The 22,828-nt window shown below is 39.0% G+C and carries 17 protein-coding genes, 1 tRNA gene and 1 other RNA gene; 8 read left to right on the top strand and 11 right to left on the bottom strand.

Annotated features, from left to right (window positions below; genetic code table 11):
* Positions 1 to 51 precede the first annotated feature (51 nt).
* The 3 genes from BGO84_RS11400 to BGO84_RS11390 all read right to left on the bottom strand — a co-directional run bounded on the left by BGO84_RS11400 (position 52) and on the right by BGO84_RS11390 (position 6,137).
* Positions 52 to 3,477: a family 16 glycoside hydrolase gene (locus tag BGO84_RS11400; protein WP_291029304.1), complete on the bottom strand. Its 3,426-nt coding sequence runs from the start codon at positions 3,475 to 3,477 to the stop codon at positions 52 to 54.
* A 38-nt stretch (positions 3,478 to 3,515) separates the two neighbouring features.
* On the bottom strand, positions 3,516 to 4,772 hold the full coding sequence (locus tag BGO84_RS11395) for a Gfo/Idh/MocA family oxidoreductase (protein ID WP_291029302.1): 1,257 nt from the start codon (positions 4,770 to 4,772) through the stop codon (positions 3,516 to 3,518).
* 351 nt (positions 4,773 to 5,123) lie between these two features.
* On the bottom strand, positions 5,124 to 6,137 hold the full coding sequence (locus BGO84_RS11390) for a GlxA family transcriptional regulator (protein WP_291029300.1): 1,014 nt from the start codon (positions 6,135 to 6,137) through the stop codon (positions 5,124 to 5,126).
* Positions 6,138 to 6,298: 161 nt separating this feature from the next.
* Here BGO84_RS11390 and gap point away from each other — a divergent pair, with 161 nt between their 5' ends.
* The 6 genes from gap to BGO84_RS11360 all read left to right on the top strand — a co-directional run bounded on the left by gap (position 6,299) and on the right by BGO84_RS11360 (position 13,774).
* Positions 6,299 to 7,309, top strand: coding sequence for a type I glyceraldehyde-3-phosphate dehydrogenase (gap, locus tag BGO84_RS11385; protein ID WP_291029298.1), 1,011 nt, complete (start codon positions 6,299 to 6,301; stop codon positions 7,307 to 7,309).
* Between the two features lie 379 nt (positions 7,310 to 7,688).
* Complete coding sequence (lpdA, locus tag BGO84_RS11380) at positions 7,689 to 9,038, top strand: dihydrolipoyl dehydrogenase (RefSeq protein ID WP_291029296.1); 1,350 nt, start codon at positions 7,689 to 7,691, stop codon at positions 9,036 to 9,038.
* Between the two features lie 4 nt (positions 9,039 to 9,042).
* Positions 9,043 to 9,813, top strand: coding sequence for a lipoate--protein ligase family protein (locus tag BGO84_RS11375; RefSeq protein WP_291029294.1), 771 nt, complete (start codon positions 9,043 to 9,045; stop codon positions 9,811 to 9,813).
* 35 nt (positions 9,814 to 9,848) lie between these two features.
* A complete protein-coding gene (locus BGO84_RS11370) occupies positions 9,849 to 11,186 on the top strand; it encodes a dihydrolipoamide acetyltransferase family protein (protein WP_291029292.1) in 1,338 nt (445 codons plus the stop codon).
* A 25-nt stretch (positions 11,187 to 11,211) separates the two neighbouring features.
* Positions 11,212 to 13,242 (top strand): alpha-ketoacid dehydrogenase subunit alpha/beta, encoded by a 2,031-nt coding sequence (locus tag BGO84_RS11365; protein ID WP_291029290.1) that lies wholly within the window; start codon positions 11,212 to 11,214, stop codon positions 13,240 to 13,242.
* Positions 13,243 to 13,267: 25 nt separating this feature from the next.
* Positions 13,268 to 13,774 carry a flavodoxin gene (locus BGO84_RS11360; RefSeq protein WP_135103702.1) on the top strand — a complete coding sequence of 169 codons (507 nt, stop codon included), beginning with the start codon at positions 13,268 to 13,270 and terminating at the stop codon, positions 13,772 to 13,774.
* A gap of 126 nt (positions 13,775 to 13,900) precedes the next feature.
* Here BGO84_RS11360 and BGO84_RS11355 read toward each other — a convergent pair whose 3' ends face one another.
* Positions 13,901 to 14,515, bottom strand: coding sequence for a glycosyltransferase family 4 protein (locus BGO84_RS11355; RefSeq protein ID WP_291029288.1), 615 nt, complete (start codon positions 14,513 to 14,515; stop codon positions 13,901 to 13,903).
* Positions 14,516 to 15,853: 1,338 nt separating this feature from the next.
* Positions 15,854 to 16,251, bottom strand: a transfer-messenger RNA (tmRNA) gene (gene ssrA / locus BGO84_RS11350).
* A gap of 298 nt (positions 16,252 to 16,549) precedes the next feature.
* Between ssrA and BGO84_RS11345 the strand changes: the two genes are divergently transcribed.
* Positions 16,550 to 16,637: transfer RNA gene (locus tag BGO84_RS11345), tRNA-Ser, on the top strand.
* A 77-nt stretch (positions 16,638 to 16,714) separates the two neighbouring features.
* Here BGO84_RS11345 and BGO84_RS11340 read toward each other — a convergent pair.
* On the bottom strand, positions 16,715 to 17,107 hold the full coding sequence (locus tag BGO84_RS11340; protein ID WP_135103700.1) for a hypothetical protein: 393 nt from the start codon (positions 17,105 to 17,107) through the stop codon (positions 16,715 to 16,717).
* A 272-nt stretch (positions 17,108 to 17,379) separates the two neighbouring features.
* Between BGO84_RS11340 and BGO84_RS11335 the strand changes: the two genes are divergently transcribed.
* Entirely contained in the window at positions 17,380 to 17,886 is a 507-nt protein-coding gene (locus BGO84_RS11335; RefSeq protein WP_283686786.1) for a thermonuclease family protein, read from the top strand.
* 2 nt (positions 17,887 to 17,888) lie between these two features.
* Here the strand turns inward: BGO84_RS11335 and BGO84_RS11330 are convergent, their stop codons facing one another.
* From BGO84_RS11330 to atpA, 5 genes are all read right to left on the bottom strand, one after another.
* Complete coding sequence (locus BGO84_RS11330) at positions 17,889 to 18,464, bottom strand: flavin reductase family protein (protein ID WP_135103698.1); 576 nt, start codon at positions 18,462 to 18,464, stop codon at positions 17,889 to 17,891.
* Positions 18,461 to 18,922 (bottom strand): aspartate carbamoyltransferase regulatory subunit, encoded by a 462-nt coding sequence (locus tag BGO84_RS11325; RefSeq protein WP_006842286.1) that lies wholly within the window; start codon positions 18,920 to 18,922, stop codon positions 18,461 to 18,463. Before BGO84_RS11325 ends, BGO84_RS11330 begins: the two co-directional genes overlap by 4 nt.
* 15 nt (positions 18,923 to 18,937) lie before the next feature.
* Entirely contained in the window at positions 18,938 to 19,855 is a 918-nt protein-coding gene (pyrB, locus tag BGO84_RS11320) for an aspartate carbamoyltransferase (RefSeq protein ID WP_252639172.1), read from the bottom strand.
* Positions 19,856 to 20,323: 468 nt separating this feature from the next.
* Entirely contained in the window at positions 20,324 to 21,208 is an 885-nt protein-coding gene (locus BGO84_RS11315) for a F0F1 ATP synthase subunit gamma (protein WP_135103697.1), read from the bottom strand.
* A 6-nt stretch (positions 21,209 to 21,214) separates the two neighbouring features.
* Complete coding sequence (atpA, locus tag BGO84_RS11310; RefSeq protein ID WP_135103696.1) at positions 21,215 to 22,801, bottom strand: F0F1 ATP synthase subunit alpha; 1,587 nt, start codon at positions 22,799 to 22,801, stop codon at positions 21,215 to 21,217.
* Between the last annotated feature and the right edge of the window lie 27 nt (positions 22,802 to 22,828).

Below are 22,828 nucleotides of genomic sequence, written 5' to 3'. Positions count from 1 at the left end.
ATGATGAAAAACTCTACTCAGGCAGTCTCTTATTTTATCCTGCTAAAAAGCTTATTTTAGTTCTTTAATCCTTATATTTCTAAACTTAACCGGCGAACCATGCCCTAAGAAGCCTATATGCCCCTTCGGATTGAACAATCCCGGATGCTGATGCCCGTCTGCTGTTCCGTTCTTGGTTGCTTCTTTGATATCTCCATCCAGAATAACCTCTCCGTTAAGCGTTACCTTTATATGATTACCATTTGCGATTATCTCCTCTTCATTCCATTCGCCCATCGGTTTGAACTTAGCACGTTTTGCCCCTATTATGCCATACACCGAACCATGTACTTGCAACGGTGTGATATCTTTATAAACAGGGTTATCATGATCTAAGATCTGGATTTCCATGCCATCATACGCAGCATCCACACCCATCGGTGTACGGATACCGACCCCGTTGTTAGCCGCTGGAGTAAGTTGAAACTCGAAACGATATATAAAGTTTGCAAACTCATCTTTTGTATAAAGATTTCCGCCATGACCACCTTTCGGATCGAGGGCTATACAGCCGTCCTGCAATTGGTAATCGGTTGTATTTCCTGTCCATTGGTGCATATTTGTACCATCAAACAAAATTTTGAATCCGTCCTTTTTCTCGTCTGCCGATAGCTCAAAAGGTTTAGACCTCTCCAATTCTTTGACATATATATTACGATAATATACTTTGCTGCCATGAGCTTGCAATTCTATCTGCTCGATAGGCGAAATCGGCTGGCTACGATCCCAGTAGTTTTCAAGAATCACATTATCTACGACCAATACTCCATTCAATTTTACAGTAACACGGTCTCCTACCATTTTAATATAAAACGTGTTCCATTCTCCCAATTTATTATCGGCGAGAGTCAATGGGTCTTTTGGATTTTTCTCATTATTATATAATCCGCCCGATCCTACTTGTGCTCCTACATTTACACGTGATACATCCCATATCTGCACTTGAGGAACTCCCCGCAAATAAATTCCGGCATCTGCCTCAGGCCCCGCAGGATCGAGATTCCAATCAACATACATTTCAAAGTCGCCATACTGTTTCACAGAGCAAAGGTTATCTCCTCCTTTTCCGTCGAAGACAAGGATTCCATTTTCAGCTTTCCAATGTTCTGCCGCTACCTTATCGGCTGCTTGTTGCTTTTTAGCCAGCACAGCCAGTTTCATTTTCGCACGGACTATCGGATTTTCTACAATTCCTTTCCATCCATCTAAGTCTTTTCCGTTGAAAATAGAAACAAATCCTTCTTCTTTCGGCATTTCATTCAGATGCTTGCGGATAGCCTGTTTCTGGTAATCAGCGTCAGCATTGCTCAATACATCTATTACCTTGTTCAACAGTTCCTCTACCACCTTACCTGTATAATTTTTATTGCCTAAAGCTATTTTAGCCACTGCATCTGCTGCAGCCTGTTGCAAAGGCTTACTGTCCAAATATTGTCCGGCACATAGCAAAGCCAGATAAGAACCTGTATTACCCAACTGAGACAAAATACTATTCTTTTGCCCATCAGTGCGTGCTATTTCCAAAGCATCGGTAAGAAGCAAACGCCTGTTTTCTCCTGTAAGCTTAGGATTAGCGACTAATTGGATATATCGGTTAATTGCCCTGTCGAAATACAGGATATCCGCTCTGTTTTTGCAAATAGCAAGCAACTCAGCCGCAGCATCGATATCTTTCCAATCTGATAATGCCTGAAAAGCGGCATCCTTTACCATTCCACTTTCTTTGTTGAAACGATCGACAATAAAGCTTAATGCTTTTTCATCGCCCGTCTTTGATAGCACAGGATAATATAAATACTGTTTATCGTTTCCCACCTGCCCCATACGAGCCATGATGACATCATATTGTTTTTCTTTTGGATATGATTGGAGAGCACTTGCAATCGCCTGCTGAACATAAGGAACATTTTCTGAAGAAGCAGCCTCAAGAAGAGCATACAACTGGTTTAAGTTTTCTGCCGAAACCACATCTTTGAGAGCTTTATATGCAGCAGTCTGCACATCCGGCGATGTAGAATTGATTTGTTCAAGCACTGTAGCTATATTAGCCGAAGATTTGCGCTCAGCCAACAACTGTAATCCGGCTACTTTTCCGGCTGCGTTTGCTCCTGCTATTACAGGAACAACGGCAGAAGCAACATCTCCATTTGTAGCCGATAATGCGTCTTTGGCTATCGCTACCGTTTTAGGATCGGCATCGTTCAATAAATAAGCAAGAGCTGCTATCGCCTTCGGATCTGCGGTCTTAGCCAGTATATTTGCTGCCGATTTTTTCATATCAGCGCTACCTGCCGTCAAAAAACCAATTGCAGGTTCAATGATCAAAGGCTTTATTTCGTTTCGTTTATTCTGCGATTCAGATTCCTCCCCGAGCCAGTTGAGAATATCCAACTGTGCATCAGATTTTGCCTTTTTCAATGATTTAATCAGCTCCGCATACATTTTGCGATCTGCATAGTCAGAAGCGTATGTCAACGCAGCATATCTGTAATTACGATTGTCGTCTTTGAGTGCACTTTGCAGTTGCTGCAAGGCATTTGCAGGCTTCACCTCCATCAGTATTTGCAATGCTGCTGAACGGGTCTGTGTTTGCCCTGCTTTTTCTGATTTTTTCATCAGATCTGAGGCTGCTTTTTCTGCCTCTTTTTTATCTCCCTGAGTGAGTACACGTTTAATGAGGGCAATATAAGCTTCGTTAGCACCACTTTTGCCCATTGTATAATTGTCTTTTTCGGCTGCAAGAGCTAAATCCTGCAAAGAAGCCTTTGATCCAAGTTGGCTTAATGCATACAATACAGTTTTCTTCTTGTCTGTATCATTGGTATCCAATAAACGCCTTAGTGAATTTTCGGCATCGGTTACTTTCAGTTTAGCTAATGCCAAAATAATACTTTCCGAAGACTTATCGTCGGCAGAAGCACTTAAAGCATTCAATAACGCTTTTTGTGACGACGGCGTGTTGATCGCCGATAAAGCTGCGGCAGCAGGACCACAGAGAGACTCATCAGCAAGATATGTAGCAAGCTTAGCAACAGCCTCATCCTTACCTATCAGCTCAAGTTGTCTGATAATAAAAGCTTTGATCTCACGATCACTTACCATATCAAGGGCTTTGAGATAAGCTCCGGAGACCACTTGTCTTTTATCTCCCATCCCTTCGGCAGAAACATAGTGAGAAAGTCCGCTTAATGCAAATTCTACTTGCGAGTTAGCTCCTTTACCTAAAGGATTCATCATCTTTACCAACAGTAAAACACCTTCTTCTCCTGTAGAAGCCAAATCTTTTATCTGGGCATAATATTGTTCAGTTTGCTGAGCCGGCATTTGCGCCAAAACATCAGCAACAATGGTTTTAGCCGTTCTGTTTGTCGGATATTGTGCAAATATCATCACTGAACAAAACAGAAATACGCCTAATAATGAGTATATTTTTTTCATGATTATATTGTTATCTTGTTTGTTTTTGATAGTACAGGTTAAATATTCCAAGGGGCACGCATTGGTTGGTCAAGCAAACGGTTAGCCGCATCATCATTCACAAACTCAAGTTTTACGGAATCAAAATGCAGCGTACGATTTAGCCTCAACGCTACAATTCCCATATTTACTATTGTAGACGAGCGGAAGCCATTCTGCTCGTTAAGGGCAAACTGTTTGCGCGTTTTCACACTTTCGATGAAATCTGTAACCTGTTCTTCAGGCTCCGGATAGGCAGCTAGTTTCTTTTCCCAATAAGGTATATCACAAACAAAATTTTTATAAACATTACCGTTTGGCCCTGATATATACGGCGTGTTAGGATCTCCATAATCATCACCCCACAGTACGATCTGGCAACCATCATCGTAAGTATATGTGATAGAGCGCCATGTACCTATTGCATCGGGATGTTGTTGTGGCGCATCCACCTCCACTTTCACCGGGCTGGTATGATCTTTGCCAAGAAAATATTGTACAGGATCGATATAATGCTGTCCCATATCACCCAAACCGCCTCCGTCGTAATCCCAATACCCACGGAACGTTTGGTGTACACGATGGCTATTATAAGGCTTGTACGGTGCCGGGCCAAGCCACATATCATAATCAAGCTCGGCAGGAATAGCCTCCGGCTGAAGGTTTTCTTTTCCTACCCAGTAGAATTTCCAGTCGAAGCCTGTATGCCTGCTGATCGTAACCTTTAATGGCCAACCCAGCATACCGCTCTGCACCAACTTCTTTAGCGGGCGAACCGGTGTTCCCAATCCATAAAAATTATCAGTGAAACGAAACCATGTATTCAAACGAAACTTCGATCCATATTGCTTAACGGCCTCCATCACACGCTTTCCTTCTCCTATGGTACGGGTCATGGGTTTCTCGCACCAAATATCTTTTCCGGCCTTGGCCGCCTCCACAGACATTATACCATGCCAATGGGGAGGTGTTGCTATATGAACAATGTCAACATTTTTGTCTAATATCAAATCGCGGAAATCGTGATATGCTGCAATATTATCAGTTACAAGGTGTTTCCCCAACTCCAGATGTTTCTTATCCACATCACATACAGCAACCAACCTTGTGCCTGCGTAATTCACATGACCACGCCCCATGCTGCCTGTTCCTATAATTCCCTTAGTCAGCTGATCGCTGGGAGCAATGTAGCCTCTACCCATCACATGACGAGGGATAATAGTAAGAGCTGCTGCGCTTCCTAAAATTTTAAAAAAGTCTCTCCTATTTGTTTTCATGATATAAAATAAATTGATAATATTTCGATTTTAAGAATAACCGGGCTAAATATCATTATGTCATATTCACCCGATGACAGGCACAAAAAACAGATGGAATTCACCACATGTACTACAAAGATAACGAAGTATAGCAAAAATAATAATTAAAATCAGAATTATATAGGCAAAATTTACAACCGAAAGTTTGTGCAAAAGAATAGTACATTTTCTTCATTTGCCAATTCAATAAAACGACATGATAAAGACTAAAACAGAATACTACAATTAACGCTATGAAGCATCCTTTCTAAAATAAAAAATCCCTATAAACTTTCTGTCCATAGGGATTCAATAAATCTCCAATATCTACTACACAGCAACGTCCGCCCAAGAAGATCGGAAGCTTTTCCGATATTGAGCCGGAGTTATCTCCATAAAGCTTATAAACTGACGGCGAAGATTTTCACCTGTCTTTAGTCCGCAATTATCGGCTATTTCGTCAAGAGATAATTGCGTTTCGATAAGATGTTGACTGGCATTTTCCACACGCAGCTTATTGATAAACTTCGCTGGGGTTACACGTAGTTCGCGCACAAAGACACGAGCAAAATTACGAGGGCTCATTGCCGCATATTCTGCCATTTTTTCTACCGTGATGTCTTCTCTCAGGTGTTCAAGTATCCATTCGCAAACCCTTCGGATAGTTGGGTTACCGATCAATCTAGAATCTAAATATGAGCTGAATTGTGCCTGATTGCCGGGACGTTTGAGATACAAGACCAACCAGCGAGCAATATGCAAGGCAAACGACTGTCCCAGATCTTCTTCGATGAGAGCCAAAGCCAAATCCATGCCGGAGGTAATACCTGCCGCTGTATAAATATTTCCATCCTTAATAAAAATACGTGCTATCTGCACATTTACTAAAGGATACATCTGTTCCAACGCTTCATTTCTCGACCAATGGGCAGTTGCTTTTTTCCCATCCAACAATCCTGCTTCGGCAAGAATAAAAGCACCCGAACAGACCGAACATATCCGACGGGTCGTTTTTGCCTGATCTTTGATCCATTCTATCATCTCATCCTTCAGGTTATCCTCAAGATGGCGAGCCAATCCTGTTACAATAAGCGTGTCAATCGGATAATCTATCTCGGTATAGCATCCTTCACTTAATATCGATAAACCCGAAGATGTATCGATCTGCCTTCCCTTACCCATAGATACGACATGCGTCTGATACGTGAAATCAATATCCTTATCTACCATATCAAACTGTTCGATTGCTTTGGTAAATACCTCCAATGGGCCAACCATAGTCAACAGTGTGGAGTTGGGAGGAACCAGAAACACAATATGCCTTATTCTTAACTGTTTACTCATCTGTTTTTTATTTTAGAATCTAAAAATAAGTATTATTTAGTAAAATCAATCCGACTTGGCAGGATTTGTATATTTTTTGTCATTTCAGACAAAGATATTATAATGTATCTTTGTAGTACTAAAAAGAACAAGATATTTTATCATTTAAAAACCAATTCATTATGAAAGCAATTAAAGTAGGTATTAATGGTTTTGGACGTATCGGACGTTTGGTGTTTAGAGCTGCTCAAAGCAGAAGTGATATACAAATAGTTGGTATCAACGATTTGATGGATGTTGAATATATAGCCTATATGCTTAAATATGATAGCATCCACGGACAATTTGATGGATCTATTGAGACTAAAGACGGCAAACTTGTTGTCAATGGAAATACAATCCGCATCTCAGCAGAAAAAGATCCTGCTAATCTGAAATGGAATGAGGTTGAAGCTGAATATATAGTAGAATCTACAGGGTTATTCCTTACGAAGGAGAAAGCTCAAGCACATATTGCAGCAGGTGCAAAATATGTAATTATGTCGGGCCCATCTAAGGATGATACTCCAATGTTTGTTCCGGGTGTAAATGACGACAAGTATGTGAAAGGCACTCAGTTCATATCCAATGCATCATGTACCACTAACTGTCTGGCATTGGTAGCCAAAGTACTGAACGATAAGTTCGGCATAGAAGAAGCCTTGATGAGTACTATACACTCAACCACTGCCACTCAAAAAACAGTAGATGGACCATCGTTGAAAGACTGGAGAGGAGGACGTGCTGCTTCGGGTAATATCATCCCTTCAACTACAGGAGCCGCAAAAGCAGTAGGTAAAGTGATTCCTGAGCTCAACGGAAAACTAACCGGTATGTCTTTCCGCGTGCCAACTCTTGATGTTTCTGTTGTCGACCTGACTGCACGTTTGTCTAAACCGACTTCTTACGAAGAAATTTGTAAAGCAATGAAAGAGGCTTCGGAAGGGTCATTAAAGGGTTATTTGGCATATACCGCCGACGAAGTTGTATCGTCTGATATGATAGGCAATCCGAACACTGCTATTTTTGACGAAAAAGCGGGAATTATGCTTAGTCCTACATTTGTAAAAGTAGTAGCGTGGTACGATAACGAATGGGGATTCTCTTGTAAAGTATTGGATTCTATCGCTGCAATGAAAAAAGTAAACGGATAACAGTACATACAGCTGACAGATAATATGAGGCTATTCTATATAGAATAGCCTCTTTTTCTTTTATCATTTTAGGTTGATTTTATAAAGCTCATAAGAAAACTCTCAAAAAATATAATTTTGGATATTTATTCTTTTATTTGAAAAGAGTAAAAAAATATTAAAAAGAAAGAATTAAACACATTTAATCCATACCCCTACAATCCTAAAACTAAGTACAGATACCATTTTTTTCTTATAGAAACACCTCATATTGATTATCTATAAGAGTAATAGTTAAAATCGATAAAACTTATCTTGTTCTCATTTGTTTATAGGGTGATGTGTAATATACACATTACAAAACGAACTTTTTTGACAACTAACAATCAATAGATAGACTATGGAATTTGATATCGCAATTATCGGTGGAGGTCCGGCAGGGTATAATGCAGCCGAAATAGCTGCATCGAACGGATTAAAAACTGTCCTTTTTGAAAAGAAGTACATCGGAGGTGTATGTCTCAACGAAGGATGTATCCCCACAAAAACACTTTTATATTCAGCCAAAACACTGGATAGCATAAAAAATGCAAGCAAATACGGAATTACATTAGACAACGCCCCTTCTTTCGATGTATCAAAAATAATTGATAGAAAGGATAAAGTCGTAAAAAAATTAACGGCGGGAGTCAGCTTTAAATTATCATCATACGGTGTTACTGTAGTTAAAGATACAGCAACCATCAACGGGGAGAAGGATAATAAGATCAACATTTCGAGTGGTAAGGAATCCTATTCAGTAAAATATTTGCTATTATGCACAGGCTCCGAAACTGTTATACCTCCGATAAAGGGGTTGTCTGAAGTAAATTACTGGACATCGAAAGAAGCCTTAGAGTTTGATGACTTACCAAAATCACTCGCAATCATTGGAGGCGGTGTCATTGGTATCGAATTTGCATCTTTCTTTAATAGCATGGGCGTAGAAGTGAATGTTATAGAAATGATGCCTGAAATACTCGGAGTAATGGATAAAGAAACATCAGCCATGCTTCGCAGCGATTATGCCAAGAGAGGAATTAAATTCCATCTGAATACCAAAGTTACAGAAGTTACCAAGAAAGGTGTAATTGTAGAGAAAAATGGAAAGACTCAAACAATTGAATCTGAAAAGATACTGGTAAGTGTGGGACGTAGAGCTATTACCACAGGATTCGGACTGGAGACTTTAAACGTGGAGCTTCTCAAAAACGGAGTGAAGGTTAATGAGTATATGCAAACCAGCCATCCTCGTGTATATGCCGCAGGAGATATTACCGGCTTTTCGTTGCTTGCCCATACAGCCATCAGAGAAGGAGAAGTAGCTATCAGTCATATCCTTGGCGAGGATGACACAATGAGTTATAAGGCTATCCCAAGTGTAGTATATACAAATCCCGAGATAGCAGGAGTAGGAAAAACAGAGGAAGAGCTGACTGCAAAGGGTGAACCTTTCCGTGTGCTCAAACTACCGATGGCCTATTCAGGGCGATTTATTGCAGAAAATGAAACAGGAAGCGGACTATGTAAAATCATAGTAGACGATAGCGATCGCATTATAGGATGCCATATGTTGGGTAATCCGGTATCTGAATTAATTCTGTTGGCCGGAATTGCGATAGAAAACGGTAGCACTGTAGAAGAGTTCCGTAAACATGTCTATCCGCATCCAACTGTAGCTGAAATTATACACGAGACTTTATTCTCTTAACAACATGCTTTGTATTAACAATACACATACCGACGCATGGTTCAACATGGCCAGCGAAGAATATCTTCTGAAAAATTTCTCAGAAGAATTTTTCATGTTATACCAGAATGAACCGTCAGTGGTTATAGGCAAGTACCAAAATGTATTGGCCGAGGTTAATCTCGACTTTATACAAAGGAATAATATCAAAGTAGCACGACGCTCATCGGGTGGTGGAACTGTATTTCATGATCTGGGTAATCTGAACCTTACTTTTATAGAAAACAATAAAGGCATAGGCTTTCACCGATTCACAGAAAGAATAGTTTTGCTTTTATCCACTCTGGGCATCCATGCTGAGGTAGACACACGCTTGGCAATAAACATTGATGGACTCAAAATATCGGGCAGTGCGCAATGTGTACACAAAGACAGGGTTATGTTTCATGCTACACTGCTTTTTTCATCCGACCTCAACAGGCTCACTACTACGCTTGAAAGTGATCCGAAACAACTGGAAAATAAAGTCGATAAGCGGATTTATGTCAAGTCGGTAAAAAGTCCCGTTACGAACATCCTGAACCATATAGATAAGCCATTAAATATAAATCGTTTCAAAGATTATATCATGGCTTATTTCATGAATGAGAAAGAGGGAAATTCTATTTATCAATTCACGAGTGAAGATGTTTTAAATATAAAAAAACTGGTGAATGAGAAATATGGAACAGATGAATGGAATTATGAAGGGAAGAAACCCAAGGTCTCGGAACAAGCATTTCAATCTATAATTTAAAAGAAATTACTATAAAATATAATACAATATAAACCATGGCAAAATTTGAAATTAAAATGCCCAAGTTGGGCGAAAGTATAACCGAAGGGACTATCATTTCGTGGTCGATCAAAGTTGGGGATACAATCAATGAAGATGACATTTTGTTTGAAGTAAATACAGCAAAAGTCAGTGCGGAAATTCCATCTCCTGTATCAGGAAAAATTCTTGAGATATTATTCAAAGAAGGAGATACTGTTTCAGTAGGTACTGTTGTAGCTATCGTTGAACTGGAAAGTGAAGAAGGCGAAGAAGAAGTAAGTACTGAAAGTGCAAAACAAGAAGAACCGACACCGGCTTCTGCACCTGCACCTGCTAAGGCTGAAGAAAAAGCAACTCCAGCCGCACCTGCTAAAGTATCGGAAGAAAAAGTAAGTAAAGGCACAGCAGACAGATGGTATTCTCCTGTTGTTCTACAGAAAGCAAAAGACGCAGGAATCAGTCAAAGTGAGCTTGATTCTGTACCCGGAACAGGTTACGAAGGACGCCTCAGCAAACGTGATATTGAGCTATACATAGACAATAAGAAAAAAGGTGTATCAACAAAACCGGCACCGGCTGCAAAAACTTCTACACCGGCAGCTCCCGCACCATCACAAGAAAGCGCACCAAAGGTAGCCCCTGTACAAGTTACAGAAGGAGATCAGGTGATTCCGATGGATGCCATACGTCGTATTATAGCCGACCGAATGGTTGCTTCTAAAAAGATATCTCCGCATGTTACCAATGTAATAGAAGTAGATGTAACCAAGCTTGTTCATTGGCGTGAACAAAACAAGGATACTTTCAAGAAACGCGAAGGTGTAAGCCTCACATATATGTCGCCGATAGTTGAAGCAACAGCAAAAGCATTGAAGGATTTCCCTCGCATCAACTCTTCTGTGGACGGGTATAACATTATAGAGAAAAAACGTATCAACATTGGTGTTGCTGTTTCTCTGAATGATGGAAACCTGATTGTTCCTGTAATAAAAGATGCGGATAAGTTAAGTTTAAGCGGTTTGGCTGTATCAGTGAATAATATGGCAAACAAGGCTCGTGCCAATAAATTGTCGCCGGATGAAATTCAAGGAGGAACATTCACTATTACCAACTTTGGTTCATTCAAGAGCTTGTTTGGTACTCCGATTATCAACCAACCGGAAGTAGCAATACTTGGTGTAGGCATCATTGAGAAGAAACCTGTAGTAGTAGAGACTCCCGAAGGAGATGTTATCGCTATCAGACACAAGATGTACCTTTCATTATCGTACGACCACCGTGTGGTAGACGGTATGCTGGGAGGAAATTTCTTGTACCGCATAGCTGAATATTTGGAAAACTGGAATGCCTAACCTAACTCAAAACAGAAAAACAGATATGAAAAAATATGATATAAAAACAACAGATAAAGAAACTTTAAAAAACTGGTATCACCTGATGACATTAGGACGGGCTATCGACGAAAAAGCCCCGGCCTATTTGCTACAATCTCTCGGATGGTCGTACCATGCTCCTTATGCAGGACACGATGGGATCCAGCTTGCTGTGGGGCAGGCCTTTACTAAAGGCGAAGATTTCATGTTCCCTTATTACCGTGATATGCTAACCGTTCTTTCTGCAGGTCTTACTGCAGAAGAACTGATACTGAACGGTATTTCGAAAGCAACTGATCCGGCTAGTGGCGGACGTCACATGTCGAACCACTTTGCCAAACCTGAATGGCACATAGAGAACGTATCTTCTGCCACAGGTAATCACGATTTACATGCTGTAGGAGTAGCCCGTGCCATAAAATATTATGAGAAAAAAGGTGTCGCTATTACGTCACATGGAGAATCTGCCATGTCGGAAGGCTATGTATTTGAAGCAATAAACGGAGCATCGAAAGAAGAACTGCCTGTAATATTTGTCATACAGGATAACGGTTACGGGATATCGGTTCCTAAAAAAGATCAGACAGCAAACAGAAAGGCTGTAGATAACTATTCAGGTATAAAAAACCTGAGAATAATGTATTGCAACGGTAAGGATGTTTTCGACTCTATGAATGCAATGGCCGAAGCTCGCGAATATGCTATTGCAAATCAGAAGCCGGTATTGATGCACGCCAATTGCGTACGCATCGGCTCACACTCCAACTCGGATAAGCATACTTTGTATCGTGATGAAAACGAATTGAAATATGTAAAAGAAGCCGATCCTTTACATAAATTCCGTCGGATGCTATTGCGTTACAAACGCTTTACGGAAGAAGAATTGCAAGCGATAGAAGCCGAAGTAAAGAAAGAAGTGAGTGCTGCTAACAAAAAAGCTTTAGCTGCACCCGATCCCGACCCTAAATCTATTTTCGATTTCGTTATACCGGAACCGTATAAACCTGAAAAGTATGTGGCTGGAACTCATAATGAAGAGGGGGAAAAGAAAAATCTGGTAACGGCTATTAACGAAACACTCAAGGCTGAGTTTAGACATAATCCCGACACATTCTTGTGGGGGCAAGATGTCGCAAACAAAGACAAAGGTGGAGTGTTCAACGTTTCGAAAGGCATGCAACAAGAGTTTGGAGAAAAACGTATTTTCAACGCTCCTATTGCAGAAGACTTTATCGTGGGAACAGCAAACGGTATGAGCCGTTTCGACCCGAAAATACGAGTTGTTATAGAAGGTGCTGAGTTTGCCGATTATTTTTGGCCGGCAATGGAACAATTTGTAGAATGTACGCACGATTACTGGCGCAGCAACGGTCAGTTTTCACCGAATATCACTTTACGACTTGCATCGGGTGGATATATCGGAGGCGGAATATATCACTCTCAAAATATTGAAGCGGCATTGGCAACATTGCCGGGATGCAGAATCGTTTATCCTTCTTTTGCAGACGATGCAGCAGGTCTGTTGCGTACAAGCTTACGTTCGGAAGGATTAACCGTATTTCTAGAGCCAAAAGCTTTATATAACTCTGTAGATGCAGCGACAGTTGTACCTGAAGATTTTGAAGTACCTTTTGGCAAAGCTCGTGTTCGCCGTCCCGGAAAAGATCTAAGCCTTTTCACGTATGGAAACACAACACTACTCAGCCTCTCTGTGGCAGAACGTTTGGCTAAAGAAGATTGGGATGTCGAAGTAATCGATTTGCGATCTTTAGTTCCATTAGATAAAGAGACTATCTTCGAATCGGTAAAGAAAACAAGTAAAGCACTTATTGTACATGAAGACAAAGTATTTGCAGGTCTTGGTGGAGAAATTGCAGCAATAATTGGTTCAGAAATGTTCCAATATCTGGATGCGCCGGTACAACGCGTAGGTTCTACTTTCACGCCTGTAGGCTTCAATCCGATACTAGAAAAAGCTGTGCTTCCGAATGTGGATAAAATCTATGAAGCTGCTAAAAAATTACTTGAATTTTAACAATAACAAAAACACTATATATGCAATGAAGAAAATAGGATTGTTTTACGGAACAACTACAACCAAGACTGCCTCTATTGCTAAAAAGATAAAAGAGGCTTTTGGTAGTGAAAATGTTGACCTTGTCTCAGTTGAAGATGCATGGAAAAAGGATTTTGAAAGTTATGACAATATTATTGTAGGAGTAGCAACATGGTTCGATGGAGAGCTTCCAAATCATTGGGATGAAGTAAGACCCGAACTGGAAGCTTTGAATCTAAAGGGCAAGAAAGTTGCCATTTTTGGACTTGGAGATCAGGTGAGGTATCCGGAAAACTTTGTTGACGGAATAGGTATTTTGGCTGAGACATTCGAGTCGGTTGGTGCTAAGATTGTTGGCTTTACCTCTATCGATGGTTATAATTTTGAAATGTCACGTGCTATTCGAGATCACAAATTTGTTGGATTAGCCATAGATAAAGAAAACCAGTCGAAACTAACAAACGATCGGATAAAAAGCTGGGTAGAACAACTGAAAAAAGAATTTGATTAAACAGCAAATTGCTTTATTATAAGAAAGGAACTTAATCGAGGATTTCCCTAAACGATTAAGTTTCTTTTTAATTATAATCACAAGACTACTTCTTTGATAAACTGTCACAAAAAAAATAAAATGAGTTTAATTTAATTTGTTATTTTTCGGCAATAATCTTAGCAGTACTTGAACTGTATCTTCATAGGATAATTGTTCACCTTTGTAATCTTGGTAAACATCAATATTGATTTCTTTATTTATTATTTGGGATAGAATATTGGCTAGATTTGCACTATCTTCTTGCCCTATGAAAAGACCATATTTCTCTTTATCTATTATATCCTCAGCGGCTCCTACACGTGTAGATATGATGTAATTTTTGAATCGCTTCGCTTCATTTAATGCCAATCCATAACTTTCCCATCGTGAAGTTAGTACAAAAACCTTCGATTTATTATACCATCCCCATAATTCTTCTTTATCTTTAATCTCTCCAACAAAATATATTTGTTCTCTTTTTTCCGGATTTTTTTTGTAAAGCTCATTTATAGCATATTCAAGACTTCTATCAACTGTTCCTATAAAACAAAACTTCCAATCTTTTAATTCTATTTCTTTTAGAGCTTCTATAATCATTTCTGTGTTTTTTTGAGAAATACCTAATCGTCCAACCGTTATTATTAAATTTTCTTTTTCACAAAAATCTCTTTCTCGTATTTTGGTCTTTTTCAATAATCCTTCATCAAATGCGTTTGGCATGAGAACAAGTTTCTCTTTTAGTTGACTACCGAAATATTTATTATTACATAATAAATTGTAAGCCTGCGATGTTTCGCAACTTAGTACATTGACCTTTTGAAGACAATTTTTATAAAGTAATTTTCTTATCAATTTGCTGATTAACGAGCGTTGAGAAAGATTCCATTCTTCACCCGATATTGTATCCAGTTTTATATATATCTGTCCTCCTTTATTAAAAAAATTGTATAATAGGATATTAATAAATGTTTCAAATCTCCAATGAAAACACATTAATATATTTATATTCGAAGCATGTTGCCTCAAATAATTTGCATATGAAAAGGATCTAAGTATAAAATTGTGACTTAATTTCATTTTGATAAAGCTTAGTCCCTCTTTAGGGGTCTTCCGAATTTGGTTAGCAATATCTTCGGAATAGTCACAACATATTTCAATTTGATAGTTTAACGATTTTCCCAAATAATAGGGTACAAGTACAACATCTTTACCCAACTCAAAGACATTAAGCCTTCTCCAGAGTAATGTAATCTTTTTCTGTGAGCTCATTACCTTTTATAGATTATATAAATAGTTGAAACATTATTACAAATATAATTTATTATTGTTATTTCTTTATGACTAAAGGGTCAAAAGCTTAGTATGAGATTTATGGAGAGATTATTTCTGATTATGAAAGATGCTACCTGACCGAAGTTTCCGAAATATTTGACATGGGTAAAAACTATCATCCAAGCTACCAATTAAATTATAATATTTTATCTACAAGTGATAGTGCTTATTCCGTATCAAAAGTAAATATTTTGATAGGTATAGTAAATCTTATAATATGGATACTATTATCATGTTTATCTCTGACTGTCTATTACTTGATAGATAAAAATTCTTTATATAAACAGCTAATTACGAATTCTAACATATTGCAAATTTTTGCTTTACTCGGTATAATTCTATTCACTTCTATAGAAGTGGTTGCAGTTTATAAACAATCTAATAGTAGCTTTTTAGATTTCAACAAATATAAACCATTATTAAACAAAGATGTTTTACAAGCGCAAACTGAAGATTGTCGGAAATTGTCGGAAATTATCAAAAATTATTAAAAAGAGAGGTGTAAGAAAAATGAGAAGAGATTACTCGAAATAGTAAAAAAATTCCAACGTAGAACCACAATGAAAGATAAAAAATCATGTTATCAATATGTTATTGATAAAATTAACAATTATACAGAAGCTTCAAAAAACAATAATCCTAAAATATAAAAAATAGCACCCAACTCTACATTTCAGGGAGTAAATTGGGTGTTTATTTTATAAAATTCTTACAATTAGAATTAAAAAGTGGAGCTGGAGGGACTTGAACCCTCGTCCAAACAAGGAACTAATTTGCTTTCTACATGCTTATCTTCGCTTAAGTTTTCGTGAATGAGCAAGACCGAAGCCACTAACTCAAACCTTAGCTTTTTTATTTCAGATAAGAGCCAAAGCCTCTCCTATCCTATCTCCGATTTGTCTGCACCACCTGATCGGCACGCTTCGAAGCCACAGCTTCCGGGTGATGTCTTGTCCTTACACCTGTGCAAGGATTAAGCTAGAATCTACTATACTTCGATTAAGCAGCAAGAGCGTAATTGTTATTGCCAGTTAAATTTGTGACGTCTGAGATTATAGTGCCAGCCGACTACGCACTGCATGCTTACAAACCACTTCATCTCGCTGTCAAAGCCAGTCAGCCCCGTTGGTTTATTTTCGCTTGATATATAACGCTTTAATATCAAACTTTAGATATCGAGTAACAAATAATGCAAAACATTTGTAAAAACAATATCGAATACAAAGATAACTCTTTTTTAGGATATACAACAAGCCAAGCCAAAGCTATTATAATTTCTCGTATTGTAAATAAAAGCTATATCGGTTGCAGGCACTTCATACCCCTCTAAAATCATCTCCCCCTAAACGACTAATAATTTCTCTCTTCTTGTCAATTCAAAAATATCCTTTATCTTTGCACACGCTACAACCGGAGGACAAAGGAGAGGTGCTCGAGTGGTTGAAGAGGCACGCCTGGAAAGCGTGTATACCCCTAAAGGGTATCGAGAGTTCGAATCTCTTCCTCTCCGCTTAAAACAATGATTATCAAGAATAAAAAAGGACTAAAATAAAATTCAGTCCTTTTTCTATTTTTATAGATTCCTATTTACTTGGATGCTGAATCATCTTTTTCAAGCTCAAGATTAACTGTTGTATTATCCCATTTGTTCATTTGTCCTGTTCCTAAATCTACAATAAAACCAGGCCAGAATAGGATATTCCATAGAGAGGTCGTATTGAAAGTAGACTCTAAAATAAAAGGCAATGTCTTATATCCTTCTTTTTTAGCCAAAAGTTGCTTGTCGCTCATTTTCTTTTTAACGGAGATAGTCGCAGTTTTGTCACTTCCTATTTCTGCTAATTTCACATTATTACTTGCATCATAAATTTTTGTACCTTCAATCCCCGAAAACGTTATGCTTTGCTTAGATGGAGTAAATATTGTAGCACAAGACGAAAACAAAAAGACAACAGATGCGAATACAACTAATTTTTTCATAATATGTAATTTTATATTGATAGATTTAGACAAATCTATGAAATCATTTTTATTTTTCGTTTATTTCTGCCTATATATTTTAACAACTCTGAGAACTTATTTTATAAGGCTTAGTCATTGAATTATTTATCTATCTACTCGCTTATCGATAAAAGCAATAAAGACAATATATTAGAAATCCCTATTTCTTTCTGTCTCTTTTTAGTTAATTTAGATCTCTAGTTTATAATATGCTAATCCTATTTAAAGATAAAAATGAACTTTTATAACGAATGAGAAAATTTATATTCATACTATTACTCTTTATCTCCTGTAACCCGCCTTCCACTGAACCCGCCGAAACAATAAAAGGAAAGGTAGTCAGTGTTGCAGATGGAGATACAATGACAATTCTGACAGATAGCAAGGAACGAATAAAAGTGCGACTCTATGGTATTGATGCTCCCGAAAAAGGACAAGACTTCAGCAGCAAAGCCAGAACCTACTTAAATGACCTATGCTACGGGAAAACCGTAAAAGTCGATAAAAAAGGTATCGATCAATATGATAGATTTTTAGGTATCGTTTATCTCGACGAGTTGAATTTAAATCAGGAGATGGTCAAAGAAGGTTTAGCATGGTACTACAATCATTATGTTGAAGACCCGGTACTCGAAGAATTGGAGAAGACTGCCCGACAACAGAAGTTGAATATCTGGAGTTTGAAAAACCCAACACCTCCCTATGAATATAGAAAAAAGCAAAGATCCGAAAAGTCAGATAGAGAAGCGAGGAACTGAGTTTACAGTTCCTCTTTCTTTTTTCTGACAGTCCAGCCGAAGCCTCCTATCTTTTCTCCTAAGCCATAGTACTGACCATGAGAATATGCAATCGGTTTTGCGCTTTCGAGACTAAATTTTCCGGTTTCCGGATCAATATACTTTTCATCAGCTTTTACATTTACCACATCGGCGATAAACATATCATGCGAACCTAAACTGAGTATCTCCCGCACTCTACACTCGATGTTTAACGGAGATTCTTCGATGATGGGAACCTGAACAATTGATGCCTTCCCCGGAGTAAGTTTCATTTCGTCAAATTTACTGAAATCCTTACCCGATCTCACTCCACACCAGTCGGTTGCAAAAGCCAAATCTTCTGTTGTTATATTTATTACAAACTCCATATCCCGCTTTATAATCTCATACGAATGCCTTTCGGGTCTTACCGAAATATAGCACATCGGGGGATTGGTACAGATAGTACCGAGCCAACTCAGAGTTATAATATTATATTCTTCAGGAGTGCTGCCACAACTTATCATGGCGGCAGGCAAAGGATATATCAATGTTCCCGGCTTCCAATCTTGCTTCATTTCAGGATAATCTCGTCTTTCTGAATTTTAATGTTACAATAGTGACAGCGCAGCTCTGTGTTATTACAGTCAATGACTTCAAAACGTGTAGTCATAGGCTCATTGTTTGTAATACACTTCGGGTTGTTACACTTTACAATTCCATTGATTACTTTAGGTAAAACCACCCTCTTCTTTTCTACAACCTCGTAATCCTTTATGATATTGAGGACTACATTCGGTGCTATGATCGCAATCTTATTGATCACACTTTCTTCAAAATATTTACCTGTGATCTTGATAATTCCCTTCGAAGCCATCTTCTTACTTTCCAGATTATTTCCGATTGTAATAGGATTATCCAGCTTTTCGAGCTCCAACAATGATACTACTTTAAACACTACACTGGGAGGAATATGATCTATGGCTGTTCCGTTGCATAATGCTGCTACCTGCATTGCTTTTCTACGTTCGTTCATATCTTGATATTTTATTTATTCAACTTCTATTCCCAACGCATCACATATCACAGCCTCACGGGTAAACATCCCGTTCTTAGCCTGTTCGAAGTAATAAGCCTTAGGGCTATCATCCACATCCTGCTGTATCTCGTTTACACGAGGTAGGGGATGCAATATTTTCAGATTATCTTTTGCTCCTGCCAACATATCATTTTTGAGAATGTACACATTCTTTACCTTTTCATATTCCATCAGGTCGGTAAAACGTTCTCTCTGTACACGTGTCATATACAGGATATCCGCTTTGTCTATCACCTCTGAATCAAAATCTGTGTGTTCCGAATACTTTATTCCATGTTCATCACAGAAGGCTTTATACGGATCGGGAAGGTGCAGTTCTTCGGGTGCAACGAATATAAAGGTTGGATTAAAGTGTGACATTCCAATGATCAGGGAGTGCACAGTACGACCATATTTCAGGTCACCAACAATCGTTATTGTCAGATTCTCGAGAGTACCTTGTGTCTTAAATATAGAATAGATATCAAGCATTGTCTGCGTAGGGTGCTGATTGGCTCCGTCTCCGGCATTAATGATAGGTATAGAAGAAATCTCCGAAGCATAACGTGCAGCCCCTTCCAAATGGTGTCGCATGATTATAATATCCGCATAGTTGTTTACCATCAGTATGGTATCTTTCAGCGTCTCTCCTTTCGATGAGCTGGTAGTAGCCGCATCAGAAAAGCCTATGATGCGCCCGCCCAAGCGGTTTACTGCAGTCTCAAAACTAAGGCGTGTCCGTGTTGACGGCTCAAAAAAAAGTGTAGCACACACTTTGCCTTCCAATAACCTACGATTAGGTTGCTCGTCAAATTTTTTAGTCAGATTAAGTATTCTCAGAATATCTTCCTTCGAATAATCTGTAATTGAAACCAAGCTTTTATTGCACATAACTATTTATATTTTGTAAGAGTAAAATTCATATTCAACAAAAAGATAACAGAAAAAAGTGACACATTCCATTAAAGCACAAACAACTCATAAACAACACCATATATACCAAAAGGTGACAAAAGTGACAGTTTTACAGCTGCTTTTTATTGTTACTTTTCTATTATCAGTCAACTACCGCAAAGATCTCTATATAAGACAATTTATTTCAAAAAAAATCCCCGAAAAAGAATACTTCTTCGAGGATACTATCTATATCAATAATAATTCATTGGAAATACAGGAACCACTGTCGTGAAAATAATACTGTTGCATATAAGCTATTTTTTCCATCATAATTCTCTATATATTACAACAAAGGTAGTCACTTTTTTTGAGATACAATTTTTTACGAATCAAAAAAACGAAAAAAATAAAACCCCAAACTATAAAAGTCCGGGGCTATATTTTATAAAGAATTTTCTCCTATCACTGCAATGCCGAAGCACCACCGATAATATCCAACAACTCGTTTGTAACAGCTTGTTGACGCGACTTGTTGTATTGAATAGTCAGATCCTGTACCAATTCGTCCGCATTATCTGATGCTATTTGCATAGCAATCATACGTGCAGCATGTTCCGATGCATTGGCATCGAGCAAGGCTGCATACAAGCGTGAATAAAGCACGGTAGGAATTAAAGAATCGAGAATTTCCTCCTTCGATGGCTCCAAGATATAGTCTGCAAACATATTTTCGTCTTGCTGACCTTCGGGCTTAGCGCTTTCCAAATCGAAAGGAAGGAATTGTGTCTTCTTTAGTTTCTGCGATCCGGTAGATATGAAATGATGATAAATTAAGATCACCTCATCTATTTCTCCATCAATATATTTCTTTATCAGTTCTTTGGCAAGATCCTGTACGGCTAAGAAGGTAGGCTTATCAGCCATATCCCTGTAATCGCCCTGCGCCGCTATTCCTTGTTTCTTTAGGGCGTCGGCCAATTTTTTACCGATAGGATATACCAAGATATTCCCTGCTCCTATCTCTTCTTTCTTTTTAGCGTAAACAGTACTAAACTCTTTTATTACATTCGAGTTGTATGCACCACAAAGCGAAGAATTGGACGCAAAACCAACTATAGCGACTCTCTTTGTTTCTCTTTTTTGGATAAAAGGAGACTCATAGCTTGTATCAGAAGACAGAAGATTAGTCAGAATGACATCCAACTTCTGCTGATAAGGCAAGAAGTTGCTGATTGCATTTTGCGCCTTGTGCAACTTAGATGAAGCTATCATCTTCATTGCAGAAGTAATCTTCTTGGTACTTTTTACAGAGCCAATTCTATTTTTTATTTCCTTAAGAGATGCCATAATTCATTATTTTTTGTACTGAGAAGCAATATCCGCGGCTACTTTCCTGATTTTAGTTTCCACATCTTCGTTGATGACTCCTTTTTTCAGGACATCCAGCACATCAGCTTGATATTGCATTTCCAATGTTCTCAGAAATTCGGTTTCGAACTCATGTATTTTATCTTCCGGCACTTGACGAAGCAAGCCATTTGTTCCGCAATACAATATGGCGATCTGTTTTTCAACAGGCACCGGCGCATACTGAGGCTGAACCAGCAATACAGTATTCTTCTTACCTTTATCGATAGTCATTGCCGTAACGGGGTCCATATCGCCACCAAACTGGGTAAATGCTTCCAATTCACGATACTGAGCCTGGTCAATCTTCAATGTTCCGGCAACTTTTTTCATCGCTTTCACCTGAGCCGAACCTCCCACACGAGATACAGATATACCCACATCGATGGCAGGACGCATACCCGCATTGAAGAGGTCTATATCGAGGAATATTTGTCCGTCGGTAATAGAAATAACGTTGGTAGGAATATAAGCAGATACGTCACCGGCCTGAGTTTCGATAATAGGAAGGGCAGTAAGAGAACCTCCCGCTTTTACCTTTCCTTTAAGGCTTGCCGGTAGGTCGTTCATCTGTTCGGCAACTTCCTGCTGGTTAATAATTTTAGCCGCACGCTCCAACAAACGAGAGTGCAAGTAGAAGATATCACCCGGATAGGCTTCACGTCCCGGTGGACGACGAAGAATCAAGGATACTTCACGATATGCAACCGCCTGTTTCGACAAGTCATCATATACCACAAGGGCATGACGTCCTGTGTCGCGGAAATATTCTCCGATAGCTGCACCTGCAAACGCAGCAAAGTACTGAACTGCTGCCGGTTCGGCTGCTGTAGCCGAAACTACAACCGTATAGTCAAGCGCACCTTTTTCTTTTAGTGTTTCTACTATATTGGCAACTGTAGAGGCTTTCTGACCGATGGCTACATAAATACAGTATACAGGGTCTCCGGCATCATAATTGCTTCTTTGATTGATAATGGTGTCTATCGCAATTGCAGTTTTACCTGTCTGGCGGTCACCGATGATAAGCTCACGTTGCCCCCGTCCGATGGGGATCATAGCATCTACAGATTTCAATCCGGTCTGTAGAGGCTGGGTTACAGGCTGACGGTATATTACCCCCGGAGCTTTACGTTCCAGTGGCATTTCCAGCAGTTCGCCGGCAATCGGGCCTTTTCCGTCCAAAGGCTCGCCCAGAGGATTGATTACACGCCCTAACATGCCCTCACCCACATTGATGGATGCAATACGGCCTGTACGTTTTACGGTAAATCCTTCCTTGATCTGGTCTGACGGGCCTAACAATACAGCACCGACATTGTCTTCTTCCAAGTTCATCACAACAGCCATAATACCATTGTCGAACTCAAGAAGTTCGTTTGCCTCTGCATTTTTAAGTCCGTATATGCGAACAACACCGTCTCCTACATAGAGAACTGTACCCACCTCCTCGAACTGTACGCGGCTACTGATATTCTCTAGCTGCATTTTCAGCACATCGGAGACTTCGCTTGCTTTTATATTTTCAGACATATTTTATTCAAATTATAAGTTACTATA

The sequence above is a fragment of the Dysgonomonas sp. 37-18 genome, assembly GCF_001899125.1.
In the GTDB taxonomy this organism is placed as follows: Bacteria; Bacteroidota; Bacteroidia; order Bacteroidales; family Dysgonomonadaceae; genus Dysgonomonas.
Note: the sequence above shows the minus strand (reverse complement) of the source record. Positions and strands in the feature narration are given on the sequence as shown.

Excerpts from the sequence above, each read along its gene's own strand:
- BGO84_RS11325 (WP_006842286.1), bottom strand. The coding sequence starts at position 18,922 with ATGAACGAACGTAGAAAAGCAATGCAGGTAGCAGCATTATGCAACGGA.
- BGO84_RS11395 (WP_291029302.1), bottom strand. The coding sequence starts at position 4,772 with ATGAAAACAAATAGGAGAGACTTTTTTAAAATTTTAGGAAGCGCAGCA.
- BGO84_RS11355 (WP_291029288.1), bottom strand. The coding sequence starts at position 14,515 with ATGCCAAACGCATTTGATGAAGGATTATTGAAAAAGACCAAAATACGA.
- BGO84_RS11335 (WP_283686786.1), top strand. The coding sequence starts at position 17,380 with ATGAGAAAATTTATATTCATACTATTACTCTTTATCTCCTGTAACCCG.
- BGO84_RS11340 (WP_135103700.1), bottom strand. The coding sequence starts at position 17,107 with ATGAAAAAATTAGTTGTATTCGCATCTGTTGTCTTTTTGTTTTCGTCT.
- BGO84_RS11315 (WP_135103697.1), bottom strand. The coding sequence starts at position 21,208 with ATGGCATCTCTTAAGGAAATAAAAAATAGAATTGGCTCTGTAAAAAGT.
- BGO84_RS11390 (WP_291029300.1), bottom strand. The coding sequence starts at position 6,137 with ATGAGTAAACAGTTAAGAATAAGGCATATTGTGTTTCTGGTTCCTCCC.
- BGO84_RS11400 (WP_291029304.1), bottom strand. The coding sequence starts at position 3,477 with ATGAAAAAAATATACTCATTATTAGGCGTATTTCTGTTTTGTTCAGTG.
- BGO84_RS11375 (WP_291029294.1), top strand. The coding sequence starts at position 9,043 with ATGCTTTGTATTAACAATACACATACCGACGCATGGTTCAACATGGCC.
- atpA (WP_135103696.1), bottom strand. The coding sequence starts at position 22,801 with ATGTCTGAAAATATAAAAGCAAGCGAAGTCTCCGATGTGCTGAAAATG.
- BGO84_RS11360 (WP_135103702.1), top strand. The coding sequence starts at position 13,268 with ATGAAGAAAATAGGATTGTTTTACGGAACAACTACAACCAAGACTGCC.
- BGO84_RS11365 (WP_291029290.1), top strand. The coding sequence starts at position 11,212 with ATGAAAAAATATGATATAAAAACAACAGATAAAGAAACTTTAAAAAAC.
- BGO84_RS11330 (WP_135103698.1), bottom strand. The coding sequence starts at position 18,464 with ATGAAGCAAGATTGGAAGCCGGGAACATTGATATATCCTTTGCCTGCC.
- lpdA (WP_291029296.1), top strand. The coding sequence starts at position 7,689 with ATGGAATTTGATATCGCAATTATCGGTGGAGGTCCGGCAGGGTATAAT.
- BGO84_RS11370 (WP_291029292.1), top strand. The coding sequence starts at position 9,849 with ATGGCAAAATTTGAAATTAAAATGCCCAAGTTGGGCGAAAGTATAACC.
- pyrB (WP_252639172.1), bottom strand. The coding sequence starts at position 19,855 with ATGTGCAATAAAAGCTTGGTTTCAATTACAGATTATTCGAAGGAAGAT.
- gap (WP_291029298.1), top strand. The coding sequence starts at position 6,299 with ATGAAAGCAATTAAAGTAGGTATTAATGGTTTTGGACGTATCGGACGT.